Annotated in this window: 15 protein-coding genes and 1 pseudogene; 2 read left to right on the plus strand and 14 right to left on the minus strand. The window is 46.7% G+C overall.

The window, feature by feature from the left end:
- Positions 1-35 precede the first annotated feature (35 nt).
- Positions 36-3,158 (minus strand): annotated as a pseudogene (locus WQ57_RS03990) (MMPL family transporter).
- Positions 3,159-3,161: 3 nt separating this feature from the next.
- Positions 3,162-3,617: a MarR family winged helix-turn-helix transcriptional regulator gene (locus WQ57_RS03995; protein WP_046522430.1), complete on the minus strand. Its 456-nt coding sequence runs from the start codon at positions 3,615-3,617 to the stop codon at positions 3,162-3,164.
- A 355-nt stretch (positions 3,618-3,972) separates the two neighbouring features.
- Between WQ57_RS03995 and WQ57_RS04000 the strand changes: the two genes are divergently transcribed.
- On the plus strand, positions 3,973-4,383 hold the full coding sequence (locus tag WQ57_RS04000; protein ID WP_046522431.1) for a VOC family protein: 411 nt from the start codon (positions 3,973-3,975) through the stop codon (positions 4,381-4,383).
- 14 nt (positions 4,384-4,397) lie between these two features.
- On the opposite strand, the gene WQ57_RS04005 is transcribed toward WQ57_RS04000, so the two are convergent.
- The 5 genes from WQ57_RS04005 to WQ57_RS04025 all read right to left on the minus strand — a co-directional run bounded on the left by WQ57_RS04005 (position 4,398) and on the right by WQ57_RS04025 (position 8,685).
- Positions 4,398-5,414 carry a DUF418 domain-containing protein gene (locus tag WQ57_RS04005; RefSeq protein WP_420912374.1) on the minus strand — a complete coding sequence of 339 codons (1,017 nt, stop codon included), beginning with the start codon at positions 5,412-5,414 and terminating at the stop codon, positions 4,398-4,400.
- A 94-nt stretch (positions 5,415-5,508) separates the two neighbouring features.
- Positions 5,509-6,117 carry an alpha/beta hydrolase gene (locus tag WQ57_RS04010; protein ID WP_046522433.1) on the minus strand — a complete coding sequence of 203 codons (609 nt, stop codon included), beginning with the start codon at positions 6,115-6,117 and terminating at the stop codon, positions 5,509-5,511.
- Between the two features lie 45 nt (positions 6,118-6,162).
- Positions 6,163-7,101, minus strand: coding sequence for a ring-cleaving dioxygenase (locus WQ57_RS04015; protein ID WP_046522434.1), 939 nt, complete (start codon positions 7,099-7,101; stop codon positions 6,163-6,165).
- A 124-nt stretch (positions 7,102-7,225) separates the two neighbouring features.
- A complete protein-coding gene (locus WQ57_RS04020; RefSeq protein ID WP_046522435.1) occupies positions 7,226-8,041 on the minus strand; it encodes a metallophosphoesterase in 816 nt (271 codons plus the stop codon).
- A gap of 74 nt (positions 8,042-8,115) precedes the next feature.
- A complete protein-coding gene (locus tag WQ57_RS04025; protein ID WP_046522436.1) occupies positions 8,116-8,685 on the minus strand; it encodes a YkoP family protein in 570 nt (189 codons plus the stop codon).
- 191 nt (positions 8,686-8,876) lie between these two features.
- Between WQ57_RS04025 and WQ57_RS04030 the strand changes: the two genes are divergently transcribed.
- On the plus strand, positions 8,877-9,974 hold the full coding sequence (locus WQ57_RS04030; protein ID WP_046522437.1) for an MGDG synthase family glycosyltransferase: 1,098 nt from the start codon (positions 8,877-8,879) through the stop codon (positions 9,972-9,974).
- 60 nt (positions 9,975-10,034) lie between these two features.
- Here the strand turns inward: WQ57_RS04030 and WQ57_RS04035 are convergent, their stop codons facing one another.
- From WQ57_RS04035 to WQ57_RS04065, 7 genes are all read right to left on the minus strand, one after another.
- The gene (locus tag WQ57_RS04035; protein ID WP_046522438.1) at positions 10,035-11,069 is read right to left on the minus strand and encodes a M14 family zinc carboxypeptidase; all 1,035 of its coding nucleotides are present in this window, start codon (positions 11,067-11,069) and stop codon (positions 10,035-10,037) included.
- Positions 11,070-11,250: 181 nt separating this feature from the next.
- Positions 11,251-12,171 (minus strand): 4-hydroxy-tetrahydrodipicolinate synthase, encoded by a 921-nt coding sequence (dapA, locus tag WQ57_RS04040; protein ID WP_046522439.1) that lies wholly within the window; start codon positions 12,169-12,171, stop codon positions 11,251-11,253.
- 85 nt (positions 12,172-12,256) lie between these two features.
- Positions 12,257-13,087 carry a carbohydrate ABC transporter permease gene (locus WQ57_RS04045; RefSeq protein WP_046522440.1) on the minus strand — a complete coding sequence of 277 codons (831 nt, stop codon included), beginning with the start codon at positions 13,085-13,087 and terminating at the stop codon, positions 12,257-12,259.
- Positions 13,088-14,032: a carbohydrate ABC transporter permease gene (locus WQ57_RS04050; protein ID WP_084820147.1), complete on the minus strand. Its 945-nt coding sequence runs from the start codon at positions 14,030-14,032 to the stop codon at positions 13,088-13,090.
- Between the two features lie 153 nt (positions 14,033-14,185).
- Positions 14,186-15,472 carry an extracellular solute-binding protein gene (locus WQ57_RS04055; RefSeq protein ID WP_046522441.1) on the minus strand — a complete coding sequence of 429 codons (1,287 nt, stop codon included), beginning with the start codon at positions 15,470-15,472 and terminating at the stop codon, positions 14,186-14,188.
- 5 nt (positions 15,473-15,477) lie between these two features.
- Positions 15,478-16,953, minus strand: a complete 1,476-nt coding sequence (locus tag WQ57_RS04060; RefSeq protein WP_046522442.1) for a glycoside hydrolase family 5 protein — start codon at positions 16,951-16,953, stop codon at positions 15,478-15,480.
- 107 nt (positions 16,954-17,060) lie between these two features.
- Entirely contained in the window at positions 17,061-19,061 is a 2,001-nt protein-coding gene (locus WQ57_RS04065) for a YjhG/YagF family D-xylonate dehydratase (RefSeq protein WP_156183045.1), read from the minus strand.
- Between the last annotated feature and the right edge of the window lie 84 nt (positions 19,062-19,145).

Here is a 19,145-nt window from a genome sequence, read left to right on the forward strand (position 1 = left end):
AAACTGCCAGGAGTTCACCCGGCAGTTTCTTTATTCTAAGCCTCCGGCCGCTTGAACGGCCACCAGTTGGCAGCGCCAAAGTTCTTCACCATGACTGGAACAAACAGTGGCAGCATCACCATGCTGTACAGGAACAAACCAACAAGGACAATAGAAGCAATCTGAAGGAGCGAGAGCATGCCTGATGGCATCATCGCCGCAAACGTTCCTCCAAGAATTACCGCAGCCGAAATAATGACTGTCCCCATTTTCTTCATTGCCATGAGCATAGCTTCAGAGATTTCAAGATTTTTATATTCATTGAAACGATCCATCAAGAAGATGCTGTAGTCCACGCCAAGAGCCACAAGGATGACAAAGGCGAAGAATGGGACGGCCCAGCTGATTCCTGTATAGCCTAGGATGTTGACAAAGATCATTTCATTGATCGCCATCGACGTGTAATAGGTCAAAATCAATGAACCTATCAGATAGACTGGCATGATGATCGAACGGAACAGGAAGACAAGGACAATCGAGATTCCGACAAGCATCAGGATGACCGTTCTTGTATAATCCTGGCCGGACATCGTATCAAGGTCGGCATTGACACTCGTGATGCCCCCGACCGCGACATCGGCATTTTCAAGCTTTGTATCTTTTACGGCCCGGTCAACCGCGGCTTTGATTTCGTCCATCTGGGCGATGGCCTCATTGGAGTAAGGATTTGCTTTAAAAACGACATCCAGCGTCATCACTTTATGGTCCTCTGACATATAGGCATCAAGCGCCTGTTCAAAGTCGCTGCTTTCCAATACCTCCTGAGGCAGGTAAAAGCTGTTCGTTTCCGCAGAAGACAATCCTCCCAAATAATCCTGGGCGGAGCCAAGACCGTCGGAAACCTTGTTAAGCCCCTCGGCACTCTGCTCCAGGCCGTCGGTCAACTGGGAAAGCTGTCCTCCCAGGCTGCCAAAGCCAGCTAACAGCTGCTGCTGGCCATCATGGATCCCGCCAAGGCCGCTGCTCAGCTTCGGCATATTGCGGACAATCTGTCCCTGTCCGTCCGCCAGCTGATTTAATCCTTGCTGCTGGGCTTCCACCCCATCGATGAGCGCCTGCAAGCCTGCAGTCATCGAGCTTTGCCCGCCGATTGCCTCCTGGAATCCGGCATTGGCCTCTGCCATGCCGCCATTGATTTTGGCAAGGCCGCCATTTAATTCGTTTACCCCTGCGGATAGCTTTGGAAGTTCCTGCTGGGCTGCCTGCACCGCACCTTTGATGCCCTGGTAGGCCTCTTCATCTGCCAGTCCTGCATATTTCCCTTCAAGATAAAGGAAATATTCATTCTGGATTTGGTTCATGCCTGTAGACAGCTGCTCAAGGCCAGCTCCTACCTTTTGATATTCACCGCTGAGGAGAGCCAGCGTCCCTTCCATCTTTTCATAGCCAGCCAGGAGTTCCTGATATCCTTCCAGCAATTCTTGTGCACCTGCCTTAGCTTCTTCAAGCCCGGCTTTTATCTGATCTGAACCCATAGAGCCTTGGCGGATGCCTTCTTCTATTTTAGCCAGATTGGTTTGGATTTCACCAAGACCGGACTGAAGTTCAGAGGTTCCGGCTACCAGCTGGCTGATGCCGTCGACAGCGCCTTCGAGTTCCGGCTCTGACTTCGCCAGCTCGCTTCCTGCCTCTTGCAGGCCTTCACTGATTTGTTTCAATCCGTCTTTTCCTTCGCCGAGACCGGATTCAAGAGTCTCTGCCTGCTTTGCTATATACAGGTCTTCAATCGGCTCACCGGTCGGCCTTGTTACAGACCGGACACTGTCGACCAGGTCTACCTTTTCCAGCTCCTGGCTGATTTTTTCTGCAAGACTGATATATTCTGCCGTATTCATTTCATCATCATTTTTCAGGACGATTTGCGTTGGCATCGACTGGCCCGGTCCCAAGCTGCCGGAAATGGCATTGAAAGCTTTGATGGCAGGATAGTCTGCCGATACTTCTTCCAATGAATTATAGGAAAGTTCCCCATCATAGACCGCCAGAAATGGCAGGCACACAGCACCAACAATCAGGAGCGACAGGAACGGACGGGCGAGTGAGAAGCGGCCAACAGTGCCCCAAATCCGGCTTTCTCCATGTTCTGCCGACTTTTTGGAAGGCCAGAACAATTTCGTTCCAAGCACCGCCATAAAAAATGGCACAATCGTAAACAATGCTGCCAATAGGATGGCAACTCCAATCGCAACGGCCGCAGCAGACTGATAGAGGATAAACTGCGAAAATCCAATCGCCGCAAAGCCGATCATTACGGCTACACCGCTGAAAAACACGGTTCGTCCTGCATTCCGGTATGTTTCGATAATCGCATCGTTTATGCTCTCTGTCTGCCCAAGCTCTTCCTTAAAACGGCTTAGGAGCAGGATGCAATAATCCGTTCCAATCCCAAACAGGACCGCGACCAGGAAGATTTGGGTATAGTTGGACAATGGAAAATTAAATGAGTCCACCAGCATTCCCACAATGGACTGGGAAGCAAGATAGCTGAATCCAACTGTCAGGAGCGGGATGACCGGCGCCACAACCGAGCGGAACACGAGGAGAAGCACGATAAGAATGAAAACGACGGTAATGCCTTCCGTCTTTTTCAGGCCTTCCTGCGAGCTGGTGATCAGTGCTTCACTAATCATCCATTCACTTGTAAAATAGTGTTCCACTTTTGCATTTTCGGTCGCCCGATACAATGCTTCGCTCACTTCAGCCGGTTCCCGGTCCTTCCAATTGAAGGAGACCGATACGAGAATCTATTTTCCGTCTTCCGAAACGAGCTGATCCTTGAGGCTCTCATCGTTAAAATGCGTCAGGACCTCGGTAACGCCCAGCTCCTTATTCTGCTCGAGGGAGCGGACCGCCTTTTCAGCCTCCTTTATTTCAGCCTCAGTCAACTTCTTTTCATTATGGAAGACAAGAGCTGCCTGCCCCTTGTCTTCGCTTCCGTCCTGTGACTGGACATCTTTCATGATCTGCGTGGCCAGCTGGGAGGAGTATCCTTCCGGCACCGTAATCTGGCCTTTTTCTCGCACAAGGTCCGCCATATTCGGAGCAGCCATGAATAAGCCTGCGACAGCCAGGATCCAGGCAATAATCACAAGCCATTTATGTTTGATAATTCCACTCACTTTCTATTCCTCCAGTTGTTTTTTATCAATCAAAATTTGGTTCAGCTTTTCATAAGTGTTGATAAATTGCTCGATTTCCTCCTGTTCAAAGCTTGATATGAAGGATTCAACCAGGTTGGCAATCCGTTCCTCCGTCTTAAGGAACAGCTCTTTGCCTTTAGGTGTCAAGGCAAGGTAGACCACCCGGCGGTCCTTTTCGTCACGCGTCCGCTGAATCAGCCCTCTTTCAAACAGACGATTGATAATGGCGGTAATCGCACTTTTATTCACTTCAAACTCTTCCGCCAAATCGGATGAGGTACAGGAGCCGATATTATGGATGTACCTTAAGGTATAATGCTGGTCATTGGTCAGGTCACTGCTAATTTCTTCCTTAATGAAAGATTCCGCCTTTTTGGTGACTGAGAACTGCACGGCAATAAAGCGGTTCACGAGTTCATTTATGTTGCTGTCGGGCATGCCTTTTCACCTCGATTTTTTAATTCAACAATCGAACAGTTCAACTGTTGAACTATTAATGAGTTAAACTATATACTGATAAAAAGCTGATGTCAAGTTCATATTTTGAAGGGAAATGTTGGGGCTTGTCATTTCTGGCACAACAATGGTATAGTAATAAAGCGATGAGCTGAGTTGGATAAGTCGGCGGGCACTCCTCCGGGAAATGCACGATGTGGCGTGCAGCCCGCCGCCCCAATACGCAAGGACGCCCTTTATGGGCGTCCTTTTTATTTTATCAATCAGGGTATGTTTTATAGTGTTTCTGTTCACCCTTTTAAAGGAATGACCGGGACATTATAAAGGAGTGGGAACAATGAGAGATCAAGTTACACCGTACCTTGTGTTTGAAGGAAAAGCGAAAGAGGCACTGCATTTTTACCAGGAGCTGTTCGGGGCGGAAATAGTCCGTGTCCAGACCTTTGGAGAAGCTGATTACCCGACACCCCCGGAAGCGTCTGAACTGATTATGTATGCCCAGCTGAAAAAAGGCGGCTTGGAGATCCTCTTCTCTGACGGCTTTCCAGGCCAATCGGTCACCATTGGCAGCAATATCTCGCTTGCCGTCGAACTTGAAAGCGACCAGGAAATTGAAAGCATATATGAAAAGCTGCGCCAGAATGGAAAAACCGTCATGGAGCTTCAGGATACGTTCTGGGGAGCCAGATTTGCAAAGGTCCAGGATAGCTTCGGAGTGATATGGGACTTGAATTATCAAAAAAGCTGACTCAGGAATTTGAGTCAGCTTTTTTGCGCTTCGGAAACAGTTTTCCTTCTTAAGGGCGGAAGCTGTAAATAGGTTGCTGCCCGCCAGAGCCATTCCAGCGGCCCGTAGAGAAAATGGCGGAGCCAAATCCAGCTGAACATCAGCTGCAGCGCATAGATGGCTAAGCAGACAAACAGGGATTCAACCAGGGAGAGCTGGCCGAAAAAGTGTCCCGCCGCAAGGATCAAAACAGTTTGTGCCAGATAATTGGTCAGCGCCATCCTTCCGTAGTGCTTTAACGGTGACAGCAGCTTATTAAACAATGGCAGCTGTATGAGCAGGATAAGTGAGCCTACATAAAAAGCCGATACGATCGGCCCCACCATAATGCCCGCATGGAAGAATGGATAAAAGTCCATTCCGGGAACTCCTCCTTTCCCCAGAGCTGGCGCGAGGCTGTTTTGATAGACAATCGCAAGCAGGCTTAAAACGCCCATGACGGCAGTGAAAATGGCGATTGGTTTTTTTTTGGCGGCCAGGTTTTCAAACAGGCGGAACTGACCGGCTGCAAACCCGAGGAGTATGAGCGCAATTGGCAGAAGCGGCTTGATGGCCATCCAGCTGAAACACGCCAATAAGGATAAGGCAATAATAAGGTTTGTCTCTCTTTTCAGCCGGTAAAAGGGCAATGCCAAAAGACCGCTAATGGCGTAAACCGTCAAGGCTTCCCCTGGGTGGAACCGGAAATGAATCAGGCCGATAAGAAACATCACAAAAATCCTACGCAAAAACAAAAGCAGCCCATTTCTTCCTTTTTGATTGGCATTGGTGATAAATAGATAGAAACCCACTCCAAATAAAAAGGAGAAGATGGTAAAGAACCGGCCCTCGATGAACAGGTATAAAAACTTCCAATAGGAAGCTTCCGCCGCTGTCACTGGAAGTCCAATATGAAGAAGCGGCAGGATATTCACAAGGATGATTCCCAGGAGAGCAAACCCCCTCAAGAAATCCAACGCTTCGATTCGATTATTATCAGGAGAACGCATCAGGTTCTCTCCTTTCAACTTAGAAAAGCACCCCTTAATTATAAAGGAGTGCCTGGTAAATTTCCCATGAAATTTTGGTGTTTCTTGTTTATTACGGCTACAGCGGGAGCGCCCTGTACCATTTTGCGGCGGCTTCCACTTCCTGCAGTGTCAGCTGGTGGCCGAAGTTTTCCCAGTGCAGTTCAACGCTTGCGCCTGCTTTTTCCAGCAGACCGCCAAGTTCGCGCGATTCCTCAGGCGGGCAGATTGGATCGTTGGTTCCTGCTCCGATAAAGATGGAAGTGCCCCCCAGCTCCGGAAGCTGAATCCCCCGGCGCGGAACCATCGGGTGATGAAGGATTGCAGCTTGAAGCGCATCCTGATAATGGAACAGCAGGCTTCCTGCAATATTGGCTCCGTTGGAATAGCCGACTGCCACCAGGCTTCGGCGGTCAAAGCCATACTGTGCTGCAGCCTCATCAAGAAACTCGTTCAGTTCTTTTGTACGGAAAACAAGGTCTTCTTCATCAAACACCCCTTCCGCCAGTCTTCTAAAAAAGCGGGGCATTCCATTCTCAAGCACATTGCCGCGTACGCTTAAAACAGACGCATTTGGGTCGATTCTCTCTGCCAGCGGAAGCAGGTCCTGTTCATCCCCTCCCGTTCCATGCAGCAAAAGCAATGTTGGCCTTGATGGGTCCTGTCCTTTTTTATAGATGTGTTTCATTGTTTCTCCTCCTTATTGGGTCTGCTCTCATTTTTTAACTTTCGCTTACTTCAATTCCCTGACTTCAACCGGAATCAGCATCTTCTCAAGCCTTGAACGGTATTGCTCGTATTGTTCAGGCAGTTTCAATTCCGTGCCAAGGCTTTCCACTGATTCATCATGGGCGAATCCAGGGGGATCGGTTGCGATTTCAAACAGAATGTCTCCGTATTCGCGGAAATAGATCGAATTAAAATAGTTCCTGTCCTGGACAGGCGTGACGCCAAATCCATTGCTTTCAATATAGCTTTTCCAGTCAAGCTGGTCTTCGTCATCTTCTGCCCGCCAGGCGATATGGTGGACAGTCCCGACTCCCATGGATCCTTTGATGCCGCTAGGCGCCTTTTTCAAGTCAATGATATTGCCAATCTCGTCACTTGAAGAAAAGCGGGTAAGTTCTCCTTCATCGCCCACTTTTTCAAGCCCCATGATTTCAAGCAGTTCTTCCGTTTTATATGGCAGGCCTGAAAGCAGAGTGGCCCCGGCAAAGCCCTTAATTCCCACATCCGGAGTAATACCGGCGAACTCCCATTTGTTAGGGGTTCCCCCTTCCCTCTCCACAAGCTCCAGTTTCAATCCATGCGGGTCTTCAAAGGCAATAACCTGCTCGCCAAACTTCTCTTTTTTCGTGAACGGAATATCAAATTGCTTCAGCCTTTTCTCCCAAAAAGACAGCGACTCCCGAGGAATGGCATATGCGGTGGTTTCCACCTGCCCATCCCCTATCCTGCCCTGGTGCGCCCCTGCCCACGGAAAAAAGGTGATGATAGTCCCCGGCTCTCCTTCTTCATTGCCGAAATAAAAATGATAGGTGCCCGGGTCATCAAAATTGACCGTCTTTTTTACCATTCTCAGTCCCAAAACACCCGCGTAGAAATCAACATTCTCCTGGGGATGGCCTACGATCGCTGTTATATGGTGAATGCCCTTTGTTTTTTTCGCCATTTGGTTGCTCCTGTTCGCTTTTTTTAATAGTGTTTATTTAATATGTACCATATATTCACTCTTCTATCAAGAATCTTTACTTCGAGATATATTTTATAGAAAAAACCTCACCAGCTGGCAAGGTTTAGGAGATTTCATGATAGGTAATTTCAGGACGGCTTCCAATCCGGATATTGACGCCGGTCTGCCCGAGTCCTTCGCTGATATAAAAGGGCTTTCCGCCATGGTAGTGAAGTCCTTTCACCATATTCATGGAGACAAGTTTGCCCATCTTGACCAAGTGATAAGGCTTTGGCCAATGAATCTGACCGCCATGGAAATGGCCTGACAGCAAGTAATCGAAATGAATTTCCTCCATGTCAAGCACAACATTCGGGTCATGCGTCAGCACCAGGTTATATCCATCGGGAAGATCCTGATACGCCTTTTTCACATCGCTATGCTTCGTACTGTAATTGTCAATGCCGATGATGTTCAGTCTCTCCCCATTAACCTCAATGGTGAGATGCTCGTTTTGAAGCGTAATGCAGCCGTTGTCCTGCAATGTCTTTTTCAAAGTTTCAAAGTTTTCGCCTTTTAAAACATAATCATGATTGCCAAAGACGGCATACATTCCGTATTTAGGTTTTAGCTTCTGCAACTCCTTAAGGTAGGCCTCCAATTTAGGGATGCTCCGCTTACGATCGAGGAAATCACCAGTGAGGGCGATAAGATCGACAGGCTGCTTTGACAGCAATATATATAACTCGTCGGGGCTGATTGAGATATTTTCAAGGTGCAAGTCTGACAAGTGAAGCACATTCAAATGCCCCGCAGGATGTTCAAGATTGGGACGGGAAACAGAAATAGTATTGATATTAACTTCTCGGGTGTTTTTATTGGCTCTTGCAAATGCCCAAACAAAAAAGACAGATAAAACCAGCATAAAAAATAGGCCCATAGTACTATCCCCTCCTTACTGACCATTATAATAGGAAGGAGGGGAGTATAACAGTGGGAGTTGGTGGGAATTGATTATACCGGTCTTCTGTACTTTTTCATCAGCATTTCTTTCGACATCATCAGGTAAACAGGATGATGCTTCCTTATATTTGCCATGGAAATTTCCGAGCATGACAACAGATAGATTGGCAGCTGGGTGGCCTTTTTAAACGATAGATAGTACCTGTTTTCTGGATGTATGCAATCAAAGCCAAGTGGTAGGAACCCTTTATTAATGAGGGTAATGCCAATGACTCCTTTAATTCGGGAATGTTCCGGATGACCGGAAATAAAGCTGGTAAGGAACGGCATCGATGTCAGCACTTGCTTGAAAATCACTCTGCCTTTGGCGATTTCACTCTTTACCGACGAAAGCTCCTTCAAAATCTTCACATTATGCAAATGAATTTTCAGCAAAAGGTCATTTTTGCAGATTTTTGTTCCGTCCGACAAAATGACGTCTTTTCCCTTGTATCGCGTCAGCCGGACACGGAATACTCCATTCCTTTCGGTACCGGGACACGGGTACTGCAAGCGTGTAAAAACAAAATAGATAGGATCTAAAAAACTCCATACGTTTAAAAAAAACGGACGAAAAAACATGTACGTTCTTCTCCCTTCAATGTGTTTGCCTTATTATTTTTTGTTTAAGGAGCGGAACTATTAATGGAAAGTTTAGGCGAAACTATTGCACTGGGTGGCGGCTCTGCATAAATCACCTTTTTTATGGAGAAAATGATGAACTACGCCGTTTTGCGGAGTAACATTTTTATTTTCCAGGAGGTTGCGGGTTGATGACGAAAGTGCTCCTTCTACCTTTTCTGCAGATGCCTTCCGGCCATCACCAGGCAGCAGATGCGGTCAGCGCCTATATAAGAGATCTGGATAATCAAGCTGTAATCAAGAAAGTCGATATTTTTAAATATACATCCCGTCTTGCGGAGCAATTTACAACCTCCCTCTATTTAAAAGCGATCAGGATGGCACCTGCCATTTACAGCAGGATATACCAGTACAATGCCTGCACACCTAAGGATGCTGGCCGGCGGTTCTTTTTGTACGAGGGATTTTTTTTGAAGAGCATGAAAAGGCTCCTTCAGGAGGAGAATCCGGATTTGATTGTCTGCACTCATTGCCTTCCTTCCTACCTTTTAAACAGGCTAAAAATGATTGGAATGCTTAGGGTTCCGGTTGTTAACGCCTATACGGATTATTTTATTAATAATGTCTGGGGAGTCAGCGATATTGATTTGCATTTGACGCCAAGTCATGCGATGCGGGATGAATTGATGCACAAGGGTGTCAGCTCTGAAAGAGTTGCGGTCACGGGTATTCCGGTCCATCCCGAAATGACAAGGGAAAATGATGGAGGTGAACGGGCGGGAACTCCTTTTCAAGTGCTGGTCTCAGGCGGCCATTTGGGGGTTGGCCCTGTTGAGGAACTGTTTGATGCTGCAAGCTTGTCAGGCAGGATCACCTATGTAATTTTATGCGGTAAAAACAAAGGGCTCTACGAGAGGATAGCGGGAATGGGCTCGCCTTTTCTGCAGCCCATTCCATATGTTTCGCTGCGCAGTGAAATGAACAGGATCTATAATCAGGCTGACCTGGTGCTGTCAAAACCCGGCGGAGTCACAATCAGCGAATGCCTTCGGAAACAGGTCCCCCTTTGCCTTCTGAAGGCCCTGCCCGGACAGGAAGAAAAGAATCGAGAGTACTTGCTGGGGGAAAGACTCGCGATTGAAATGAAGCCTGGAGCAATGGAGGAACAGCTCCTAAGGTTTCTTGAAGATGAGGCCGAGAGGGAAGCGATGGAAGTTAGGCTTGGACGGTATAGCAATGAATTAGAAAGTGTTACTGAAGTACTGAAGAAGGTTTTGTTTGTAAGATAAAAAGCAAGCGGCAGGAAGTCCGCTTGCTTTTGGCTGTGTATTTTGCAGGCATTTTCGCTGTTAGTAGCTGTAATGCTGTTCAGGCAGGTTATCGTAGACAGAAGGATCAGCGCTGTCAATCGAACCGTCTGCAATGGCTTTGGCAGTGGATTCCATTGCCAGGAAAGCCTGCTTAATCAGATAACCGTTTGACTTTTGTCCGAGTACATATGGCTCGTAGGAATGGTCTGCCATACCGCGCATTTCGAACAGGATGACAGGAATGTCGTACTGAAGCGCCATGGCATTGGACGCGACAGCAGAATTGGTGGTTGGTTCATCAAATTTCAATAGAAACGCCCAACCCGTTTTATCGACTCCTTCATATAGGACCGTCGCCAGCTTTTTCGAGTTCAAAGCAACCTCTGGAGCCACGTCAGGACTTTGAGGAGTAAGCAGGGCACCAGTAGTCAGCTTTCCGAAATAGTCCTCTTGTGTTCCCTGGTGATGGAAGTCAATCATATAATCAATCTTATATTTTTGAAGGACATTTTGATGCAGGGCCTGTACCTCTGGAGTGACTTTGTTGACATGGTCACGGTTCAGGTCAACCCTGTCAGCATTAAACCTGGTTAGATGGCGTCCGCTCGCCATGTAATTATCCAGCGGGAAATTCACATCTCCCATGGCACCGTCCGCATTCAGCATTGGCACAATCAGAATATTGACGTTATCAAGCATCTCATTGACCTTCTTGCTGCCCGAGCCAAGGTGCCGGATATAGTCCAAGGCTCCCTCTGTGGTCATTGCCTCATTTCCGTGCTGCTGTGTAAGGTACAGAATGGTCGGGTTTTCAGGGTTCGTTATGTATTTCGCCAGGAAAAGATCCCGCCCTTTCACGGTCTGGCCAATTACTTCAAGCTCCAGCCGTTCCTGCTTGGCCGCTTCCTTTTTCAAGAAATCCGCCATTTCATTATAAGTAGTGAGCATGGCTGTCTGCACCGTTTGATTTCCATTCACGTCAGGACCGTTTCCGGCAGCAAAAGCTGGTGCCATTGCTGCACCAGACCCTGCAATGACTGCAGATAAAGCCAGCACAAGTACTTTTTTCTTCACTTTTATTCCTCCTTTTATTTAAGCTGCTTCTCGCTCACCAGGGAAGCACTCCTTTGCCAAACAACAGTTTGGCTGCTATAAATAGTATAGGAATAATGACATATCTGGAAGTGGACAAAAGACTATTTTTTATAAAATTCAGTTAATGTCAAACTGCCTCGTTAAATATTCTTCGCCATCCCTACACATTTTTGGCTAAAATTTCTGCTTGTTTCAGAATATTTTCCAGTTCCTTCTTCTTCTCCTCATCAAGAGGCCGGACAGGCGGCAATACTTCGGTGGAGATATCCAGCCCGGACATGGCAATGGCTTCTTTGATAACATTGATGAACGGTGTGTCCAGCTTATACATTTCGGGAATCATGGCAAGCCGTTTATTCAACTCCACCGCTTTTTGGTAATCCCCCCTAAGGAATGCATCGTACAAATCAATGGAAAGCTCAGGCGCAAAATTGCATCCTGCACCAATTATTCCGTCCCCGCCCAAGGTCAGGGTATCCAAAAACAAATCTTCATACCCGCAAAGAACGCGAAATTCGGGATTGCCGCTTTTCACTTTCAAAATGATCTCGCGGATATGCCCTATTTTTTCTACTGTCTCTTTAATTCCCACAATATGATTGTATTGATTTACAAGCCTTAAAACCAGGTTGGCTGATAAATTCTGGCCTGTTAGTGCCGGAAAATTGTAAAGCAGGATTGGAAGTTCCGTGTGCTCGGCGATTTCGCTGTAATGACGGTATAAATTCTCCTCGGAGAGTGTCAAATAATACGGATTAACGACAACTACACCGTCTGCCTGAATCGCCTTGGCGTGCTTATTCAGTTCAATAACCGTTTTTGTGTTCAGAGCACCTGTCCCAATCAAAACAGGAACGCGGCCGTTTACTTCTTTCACAGCAAATTCGGCGACTTCCTTGCGCTCTTCAATTGTCAGCTGGCTGAATTCGCCGCCTGTGCCAAGGAAAAACAGGCCATTTACACCTCTTGAGATTAGATCGTTAATAAGCAGGCTCATTCCTGCTTGATCAAGCTTGCCGTCTTTGTTAAAAATGGTGGATACCGGCGGGATAATTCCTGTAAAAAGATTTGTAGCTGCCAAAATTAGTTCCTCCTGTCTGATTTTAGTTATATGATATCAAACTCCGTTTTTACTTTCATACACACATACGTCATAAAGGCAGATCCTATCCTTTTACAGCGCCGCCTATCAAGCCTTTCACTACTTTTTCCTGTGCCAGGACAAAGATTATCAAAACCGGGAAGCTTGCCAGCGTCAGCGCAGCCATCAGTCCAGGCACATTGACCGAAAATTCACCGTAAAACTTTTGCAGTCCGATTGGGAGCGTCATTTTGCTTTGGGACTGAATCAAGATCAATGCAAATATAAATTCATTCCAGATGTGAACGACATTATAAATGACAATCGTCGCAATGGCCGGCTTCAGATTTGGGACGAGTATTTTTGAAAAAATCACTAAATGCCCGGCTCCGTCCATTTTTGCCGCTTCCTCCAGCTCACTTGGAAGATCCTGCATGAACTGTGTGAAAATAAATACGGAAATCGGCAGGGCAAAGGCTACATAAGGCCCAAGCAGCGCAAACAGCTTATCATACAAGCCCAAATCATTTGACATGATAAAAATTGGAATCAGCGTAGCATGAACCGGGATCATCATTCCGCCAAGAAACAATACGAATAGCGGTTTATTCAGTTTGAACTTCATCCGGCTTAACGGATAGCTTGCCATCGCTGCAAGCACAATAACGAGCAGGACGGCGACTACCGTAACAATGAGGCTGTTGATGAAATACGTCATCAGTCCCATCGAAAAAACCGATGCATATTGCTCTAACGTGACAGAGCCAAGGATGATCGAAAACGGATCCTGAAAGAATTCCTGCATGCTCTTAAAGGAGGTTGCAATCATATACAGAAACGGATAGCTTGTAAACACCAGCAAGATCCCAACAAATACATACAGCAGCGATTTATTCATTGTCCCAATCCATCGCATTTATGCTACCCCCTGTTTCTTACGGCGTTTAAAGTCCAGGAACAAGATGCCCACTGCGCATACCAAGGCGATAATAAACATCATCGCGGCAATCGTACTGCCGTACCCCATCTTAAAGTTAACGAAGGCCTGCCTGTACATATAGGTTCCCAGGATTTCCGTTGCATTCCCCGACCCGCCTCCTGTCATTACATAGAACAGGTCGAAGGTCTTCAGCGATCCAACTACTGCCAAAATCGAGGAACTGACAATCGTTGGCATTAAGGAAGGCAGTGTAACATAGAAAAACTTCTTTGTCCCATTGGCTCCGTCAATCTCTGCGGCTTCATACAATTCTTCTGGTATCCCAACCATGGCCGCTTTAAATAGAATCATATAAAAAGGCGCAAACTGCCAGGCCATAACGATTAAAATAGCGATCAGTGCCGAGTTGCTGCCGGAAAGCCAATGAATCGATTCAAAACTGAAAAAGTTCAATAGCTTATTTACTGGTCCGTTTACGGGGTCAAACATAAAGATCCATAGTAAACCGACGGCAACAGTAGACATCAAGTATGGCAGGAAGAAGAGAACATTTAGGACCTTTTTGCCGCGAATGCTGCTAAATAACACCAGTGCCATTATCAGTCCAAGCGGGATCTGAACGAAAACGGACACTAAAATAAGATAGGCATTATTTTTTAAAGCGTGCCAAAATGTATTGTCCGATAACAGGGCTGTATAATTCTGCAGCCCGACAAACACCCTTTCTCCCATTCCATTCCAATCAAACAAACTGTAATTAAACGTTGTGATGATGGGATAGAGAATAAAGATGGTGTAAACAAATAAGGCCGGAAGCATAAAGGACAGGATGACCAGTATATCTTTTTTCTTTTGTTTCTTGCGGACCAGTTTTACTTCGGCTTCCATTCTTGCTGTTTCCAACTTGCTTTCAGAAATCATAATAATCACATCCTTTACTGCTTCTATAGTTCTTAAAAACAGGCAGTGGTTAAAAAAATTGATTTAAAGGCCCTGCCATGGATAATTGGATCATGGACAGGACCTTAAGCAAATCATGCGAGAGGCTGGCACTTCAATCTTTTCCGGGCGTTCCTACTTAATGACTTCTTTAGCCTTCTTTTCCATCTCCTCGGCTGCTTTTTCCGGAGTAGTCGTTAAGCCGAACAAGTCAAATGTTGTATTTTTATGAACCTCAGCCAGTTCAGGCGGCAATGTCTGGTCATATGGAAACTGTATTGCATTTGCCTCATTTACCCATTGTGTAAAGGTTTCTACGTATGGGTCCTTAACTTCCACACCTTTAATCGCAACAACGTTACCGGAACGGTTCACATAGTCTTGTGCTGTTTCCAGGCTTGTCAGCTCATTCAGCAATTCAACGGTCAATTCAGGATGCTTTGTATCCTTCTTTATGGACCAGGTTGGAGATATGCCGCCGCTGATGTTTGTTGGATCTCCTTTTCCTCCTTCAATCGCCGGGAATTGGAATACGCCCATTTTTTCTTCGAATGCAGGGAACTCCTGGCGGACATTGTTGACAAAACCTCCGGTCATGAGCATCATGGCAGCCTGGTCAGAATACATTAGCTGCCTTGCAGAACCGGCATCATACGGCAAACCGTTAAATCCAGGGTTAAATGCTTCCCTTTTTACCAAATCCTGAATATACTTTCCTGCTTCTACATAATAAGGACTATCAAACCCTTCTCCCGTTCTGTTTAAGGCATTCTGGAATACTTGCTCTCCCCCCAGCCGGTCAGCGAAGTACATTAAATAGAAGGCACCTGGCCATTTTGGCTGATTTGCCATGGCGATTGGGTAAATGCCTGTTTCCTTTAATACATCAACAACATTCAGGAACTCGTCATAGGTCTTCGGAACTTCCAACCCATTTTTCTCGAAAATCTCTTTATTGTAATAGAATGTATAAAGAGAGATACCGAGTGGAAGGCCATAAATCTTTTCGTCGTATTTTGCGTTTGCCAGAGCTACGTCAATGAACTTGTCAAAATCAATGTCTTGCTCTGTTAAGTCCAAAACCTGGTCTGATTTTACGAATTCGTGCAGCCAGCCGCCGCCCCAGCTTGCAAATACATCAGGTGCATTTCCGCCGGCCATGGCAACGACAACGCGCTGTTTATATTCATCATTTGGTACCTGGAGCACATTCACTTTTACATTTGGATGTTTCTCTTCAAAACGTTTTACAGCTTCAGCGTATATCTCCATTCTCTCGCCTGGGTCAAAGTGCCAGAGGTCAAGAGTGATTTGATCACCGGATCCTTGTGACTTCGTTTGGTTTGCAGTACCTTCACTGGAACATGCAGAAGATAAAATGAGGAAAAAAACCGAGACGATTATTAGGGAAACTTTCTTCAAATCATTCAACCCCTCACATTGATTTTCGTGTATTTATTTAGCACATTTACTAACCCATCATTAACAAGACAGTTTTTAAAAGCGAAAGATTGCAGCACAGTGTCAAGCTGCTCTTCCGACAGCCCCTCGAAAGCCTTTACATAAGCAGGCTGGATTAAGGAGCCGGCGTAAACGGTTAAAACAGCTTGCGACAAGGCAGCCACATTGAAACGGTGGTCAATAGCCGGGTCGCCAATGACATCTTCCAAGTGGGCAGCAAGCGACTCGATTGAGGCTCTTGCTTCCTGACCAGGGAGCCAAATCATCCAGTCATCCGTATTGAGGCGATGCTTCATGTTAATGATGGATGAAATACGCTGCATATATTCTGATTCAGGATGTAAGTTGGCAAGCCCCATGACTCCGACGTCCTTATAGGTCCATGTTGTCCAATGGGCTCCGAAGTCTTCAAAAATACTGATTTGGTCATCAAGTGCGGTCAACCTGTAAGGCACTTCATCTGCGGGACCGTTGTACACGGAACCAAATTCGCCGATCCAAAGTGGAACTTCATGCTTTTTTGCAAATTTTGTTCCTTGGTGCTCATGGAAAACGTTTATTTGTTTTTCTTTGTCCCAATACACTCCGCTTTCCACTCGGGCCGTTTTTGCATCTGCGATTCCCGGGTAAGGTCCTGGTCCAAATCCTGCTGCCGTATAATTATGGCTGCTGTAGACAAGATTATCTGCAAATGGCGCATCAAGACCTTCAAACAGCTTAGAGTAATTATCGCCTTCAAGAAAGATAATATGTTTGTCGTCAATCTGGCGAATCGCCTCGACAGCCCGGCGGTAGACCCTGTTCATTCTTTCCCAGTCCGGCTTGTAGTTTGCAAAGAAATTATGAGGAAAATCTCCATGGGGAGTATTCGTACAAGGTTCATTCATTAAGTTATAGCCAGCAATGACAGCACGTCCCCGATAACGGCGGGCAAATTCCTTCCATAACTCTATAAATCTATCTTGTGATGTTTTATCATGCCAGAAGAAGCTGTGACGCACATCATTGTCCGAGTGCCAATGAGTATTTTGGAAACCCTGCACCGCATGCAAATCCAAGATAACGTATACCTCATGCTTCTCGCAGAGTGCCAAAATCTTGTCCAGCTTCTCAAACCCTTTTTCTATGTAAGTAAACGGTGCTTCGTCATCTTCGAAGTGGCGGTAGTTTAACGGAAGCCGCACCGTGTTTCCTCCCCAGCTTTTAATAAACTGGATGTCATCTTCACCGAAGAAGTAATGCTGCATTCGGTCAAAAAAGAACTCAGCTTTTGAGGCTCCCAGAATTTCCGCAGCCGCATGACGCAATCCATGCTCTGAACCGGTATAGCCGTTAATGAAGTCCTCCATGTTCATCCAGCCGCCGATGCAAGTTCCCCTTAACTGAACTCTCTCTCCTCTGCTATTGATAATCTGGTTTTTATTAACCTGAAGCATTTCCATTTATTTCACCTTCCCTTATATATATGGAGGAAGATGACTGCGGTTTTCGCTAAGGAAACCGCGGTCATCTCTTCCGAAGTCCCAACACTACGTGGATGCTTCATATTTTACATAGAGCTTGATGCGCTGGATTCTTTTTGTTCTTCCTTTAGTTTTTCCATGCCTTTTTCAATCACTTCTATAATTCTGTCAACATCATATATGCTTCCGCGCCAGGTTCCGCCGCTTGCTGCCTGCAGTGCCGCCCAGAGCCTTGTATCGTCTGGAAGATCCTGATTCGCCCGAAGTTCAGGATGGACGGTCCGGGCTTCAAGCAGCTTTTTACCCTCGAGTGCTCCAAATTCCCGGCCATCTGCGCCAACGAAATCAATGGTGGCTTGCAAATTGCGGCAATCAATTTTGACCTGAATGATATCACCATTGCGCAGTTTTCCAATCGGCCCATCCGCCAACGCCTCCGGACCGATGTGACCAATGCAAGCCCCTGTCGAGACACCCGAGAAACGTCCGTCGGTAATAAGGGTCACATACTTGCCATAAGATAAATGCTTCAACGCTGAAGTGACTTGGTAAGTTTCTTCCATACCCGTTCCTGAAGGTCCGCAGCCAATAAGAGCGATAATGTCTTTAGCAGCGATTTGCTGATTTTTTATGGCTGTAATCACAGCCTTTTCCGAGGTGTATACTTTAACCGGACCTTTATGAAAATAGACCCCGTTCTCATCGAGCATCGACGGGTCAATGGAGGTTGATTTGACGATTGCGCCTTCAGGAGCAATATTTCCGGTAGGGAATGTGATGGTCGATGTCATGCCGATTGCTCTGGCCTTCTCCACATTCATGATGACATCTTCTGGCTTGATTCCATCCGCTTTTAATCTTTCATGGACAAGCCTGCGCCTTTCGGAAGTTTCCCACCAGGCAAGTATGTCGCCTAAAGTCTCGCCTGTTATCGTTTTTACATTTTCCTCCAGCAGATCCAGGTCACGCAAATGCAGCATAACTTCCGGTACGCCGCCGGCAAGGAACACCCTCACTGTTGGATGATCGATCGGTCCGTTTGGCAGGGCACTCACCAATCTTGGCACCTTTTGGTTGATGGCCTCCCAGTCCCTGATATCGGGAACGCGGCAGCCTGCGGCATGGGCAATCGCCGGGATATGCAATAATAGATTTGTAGAACCTCCGAACGCAGCATGAACGGTCATGGCATTACGAATAGCGGCATCGGTAATGATATCTTTTGTTGTAAGGTTTTGTGCTATTGCATTTGTTACGGCTCGGACGGATTGATTGGCCATTTCTTTCCAGATCAGCTGTCCGGATGGCGCCAGGGCGGAATGCGGCACCGCCATTCCAAGTGCTTCTGCGACAACCTGGGCACTCGCAGCAGTCCCCAGGAACTGGCACCCGCCGCCTGGCGTGGCGCAAGCCCTGCACCCTAATTCGGCCGCTTCACGAAGCGTAAGTTCCCCATTTGCATACCGGGCGCCAATCGTCTGTATCTTGCCGGCATCTTCGCCTGATTCCGGCGGCAGTGTCACTCCGCCCGGGATGATGACTGTTGGCAAATCATGCATATGTGCCAGCCCCATCATCATTGCCGGCAATCCCTTATCACATGTTGCCACTCCGATAACTGCTTTTCTCGTCGGCAGGGAGCGAATAAGCCGGCGAATTACAATGGAAGCATCATTTCTGTATGGGAGCGAATCAAACATCCCTTTGGTTCCTTGCGAACGCCCGTCACAAGGGTCACTGACAAAGCCGGCGAATGGAATATTTCCCTGCTCGTTTATCGCTTCAGCTGCCGCCTTCATCAACACATCAACTTCCCAATGGCCGGAGTGATATCCTAAGGCGATTGGAGTGCCGTCTTCAGCCTTGATGCCGCCCTGCGTTCCCAAAATAAGTATTTCCTGTCCAAGCAGTTTTTTTGGATCCCAGCCCATTCCGACATTTTGAGTCAGGCCAAACAGATTACCGCTCGGCCATTGCTTTAACATTTCCGAAGTTAACGGTAGTGCCCCCTTAGGACCAGGAGCACTTGTTTGCAATTGATTGTAAGCATCCTGCGAAACATTCATGATTGAAGCTAGATTGGTCATGCGATTCTCCTCTGCTTTCAGCGGAATAACTCTACATTAGGTATGAGAATTATTCCGATTTTAGTTTGATAATGCCGAACACTG

It is taken from the genome of Mesobacillus campisalis (assembly GCF_000986785.1).
Classification (GTDB): Bacteria; Bacillota; Bacilli; order Bacillales; family Cytobacillaceae; genus Mesobacillus_B; species Mesobacillus_B campisalis.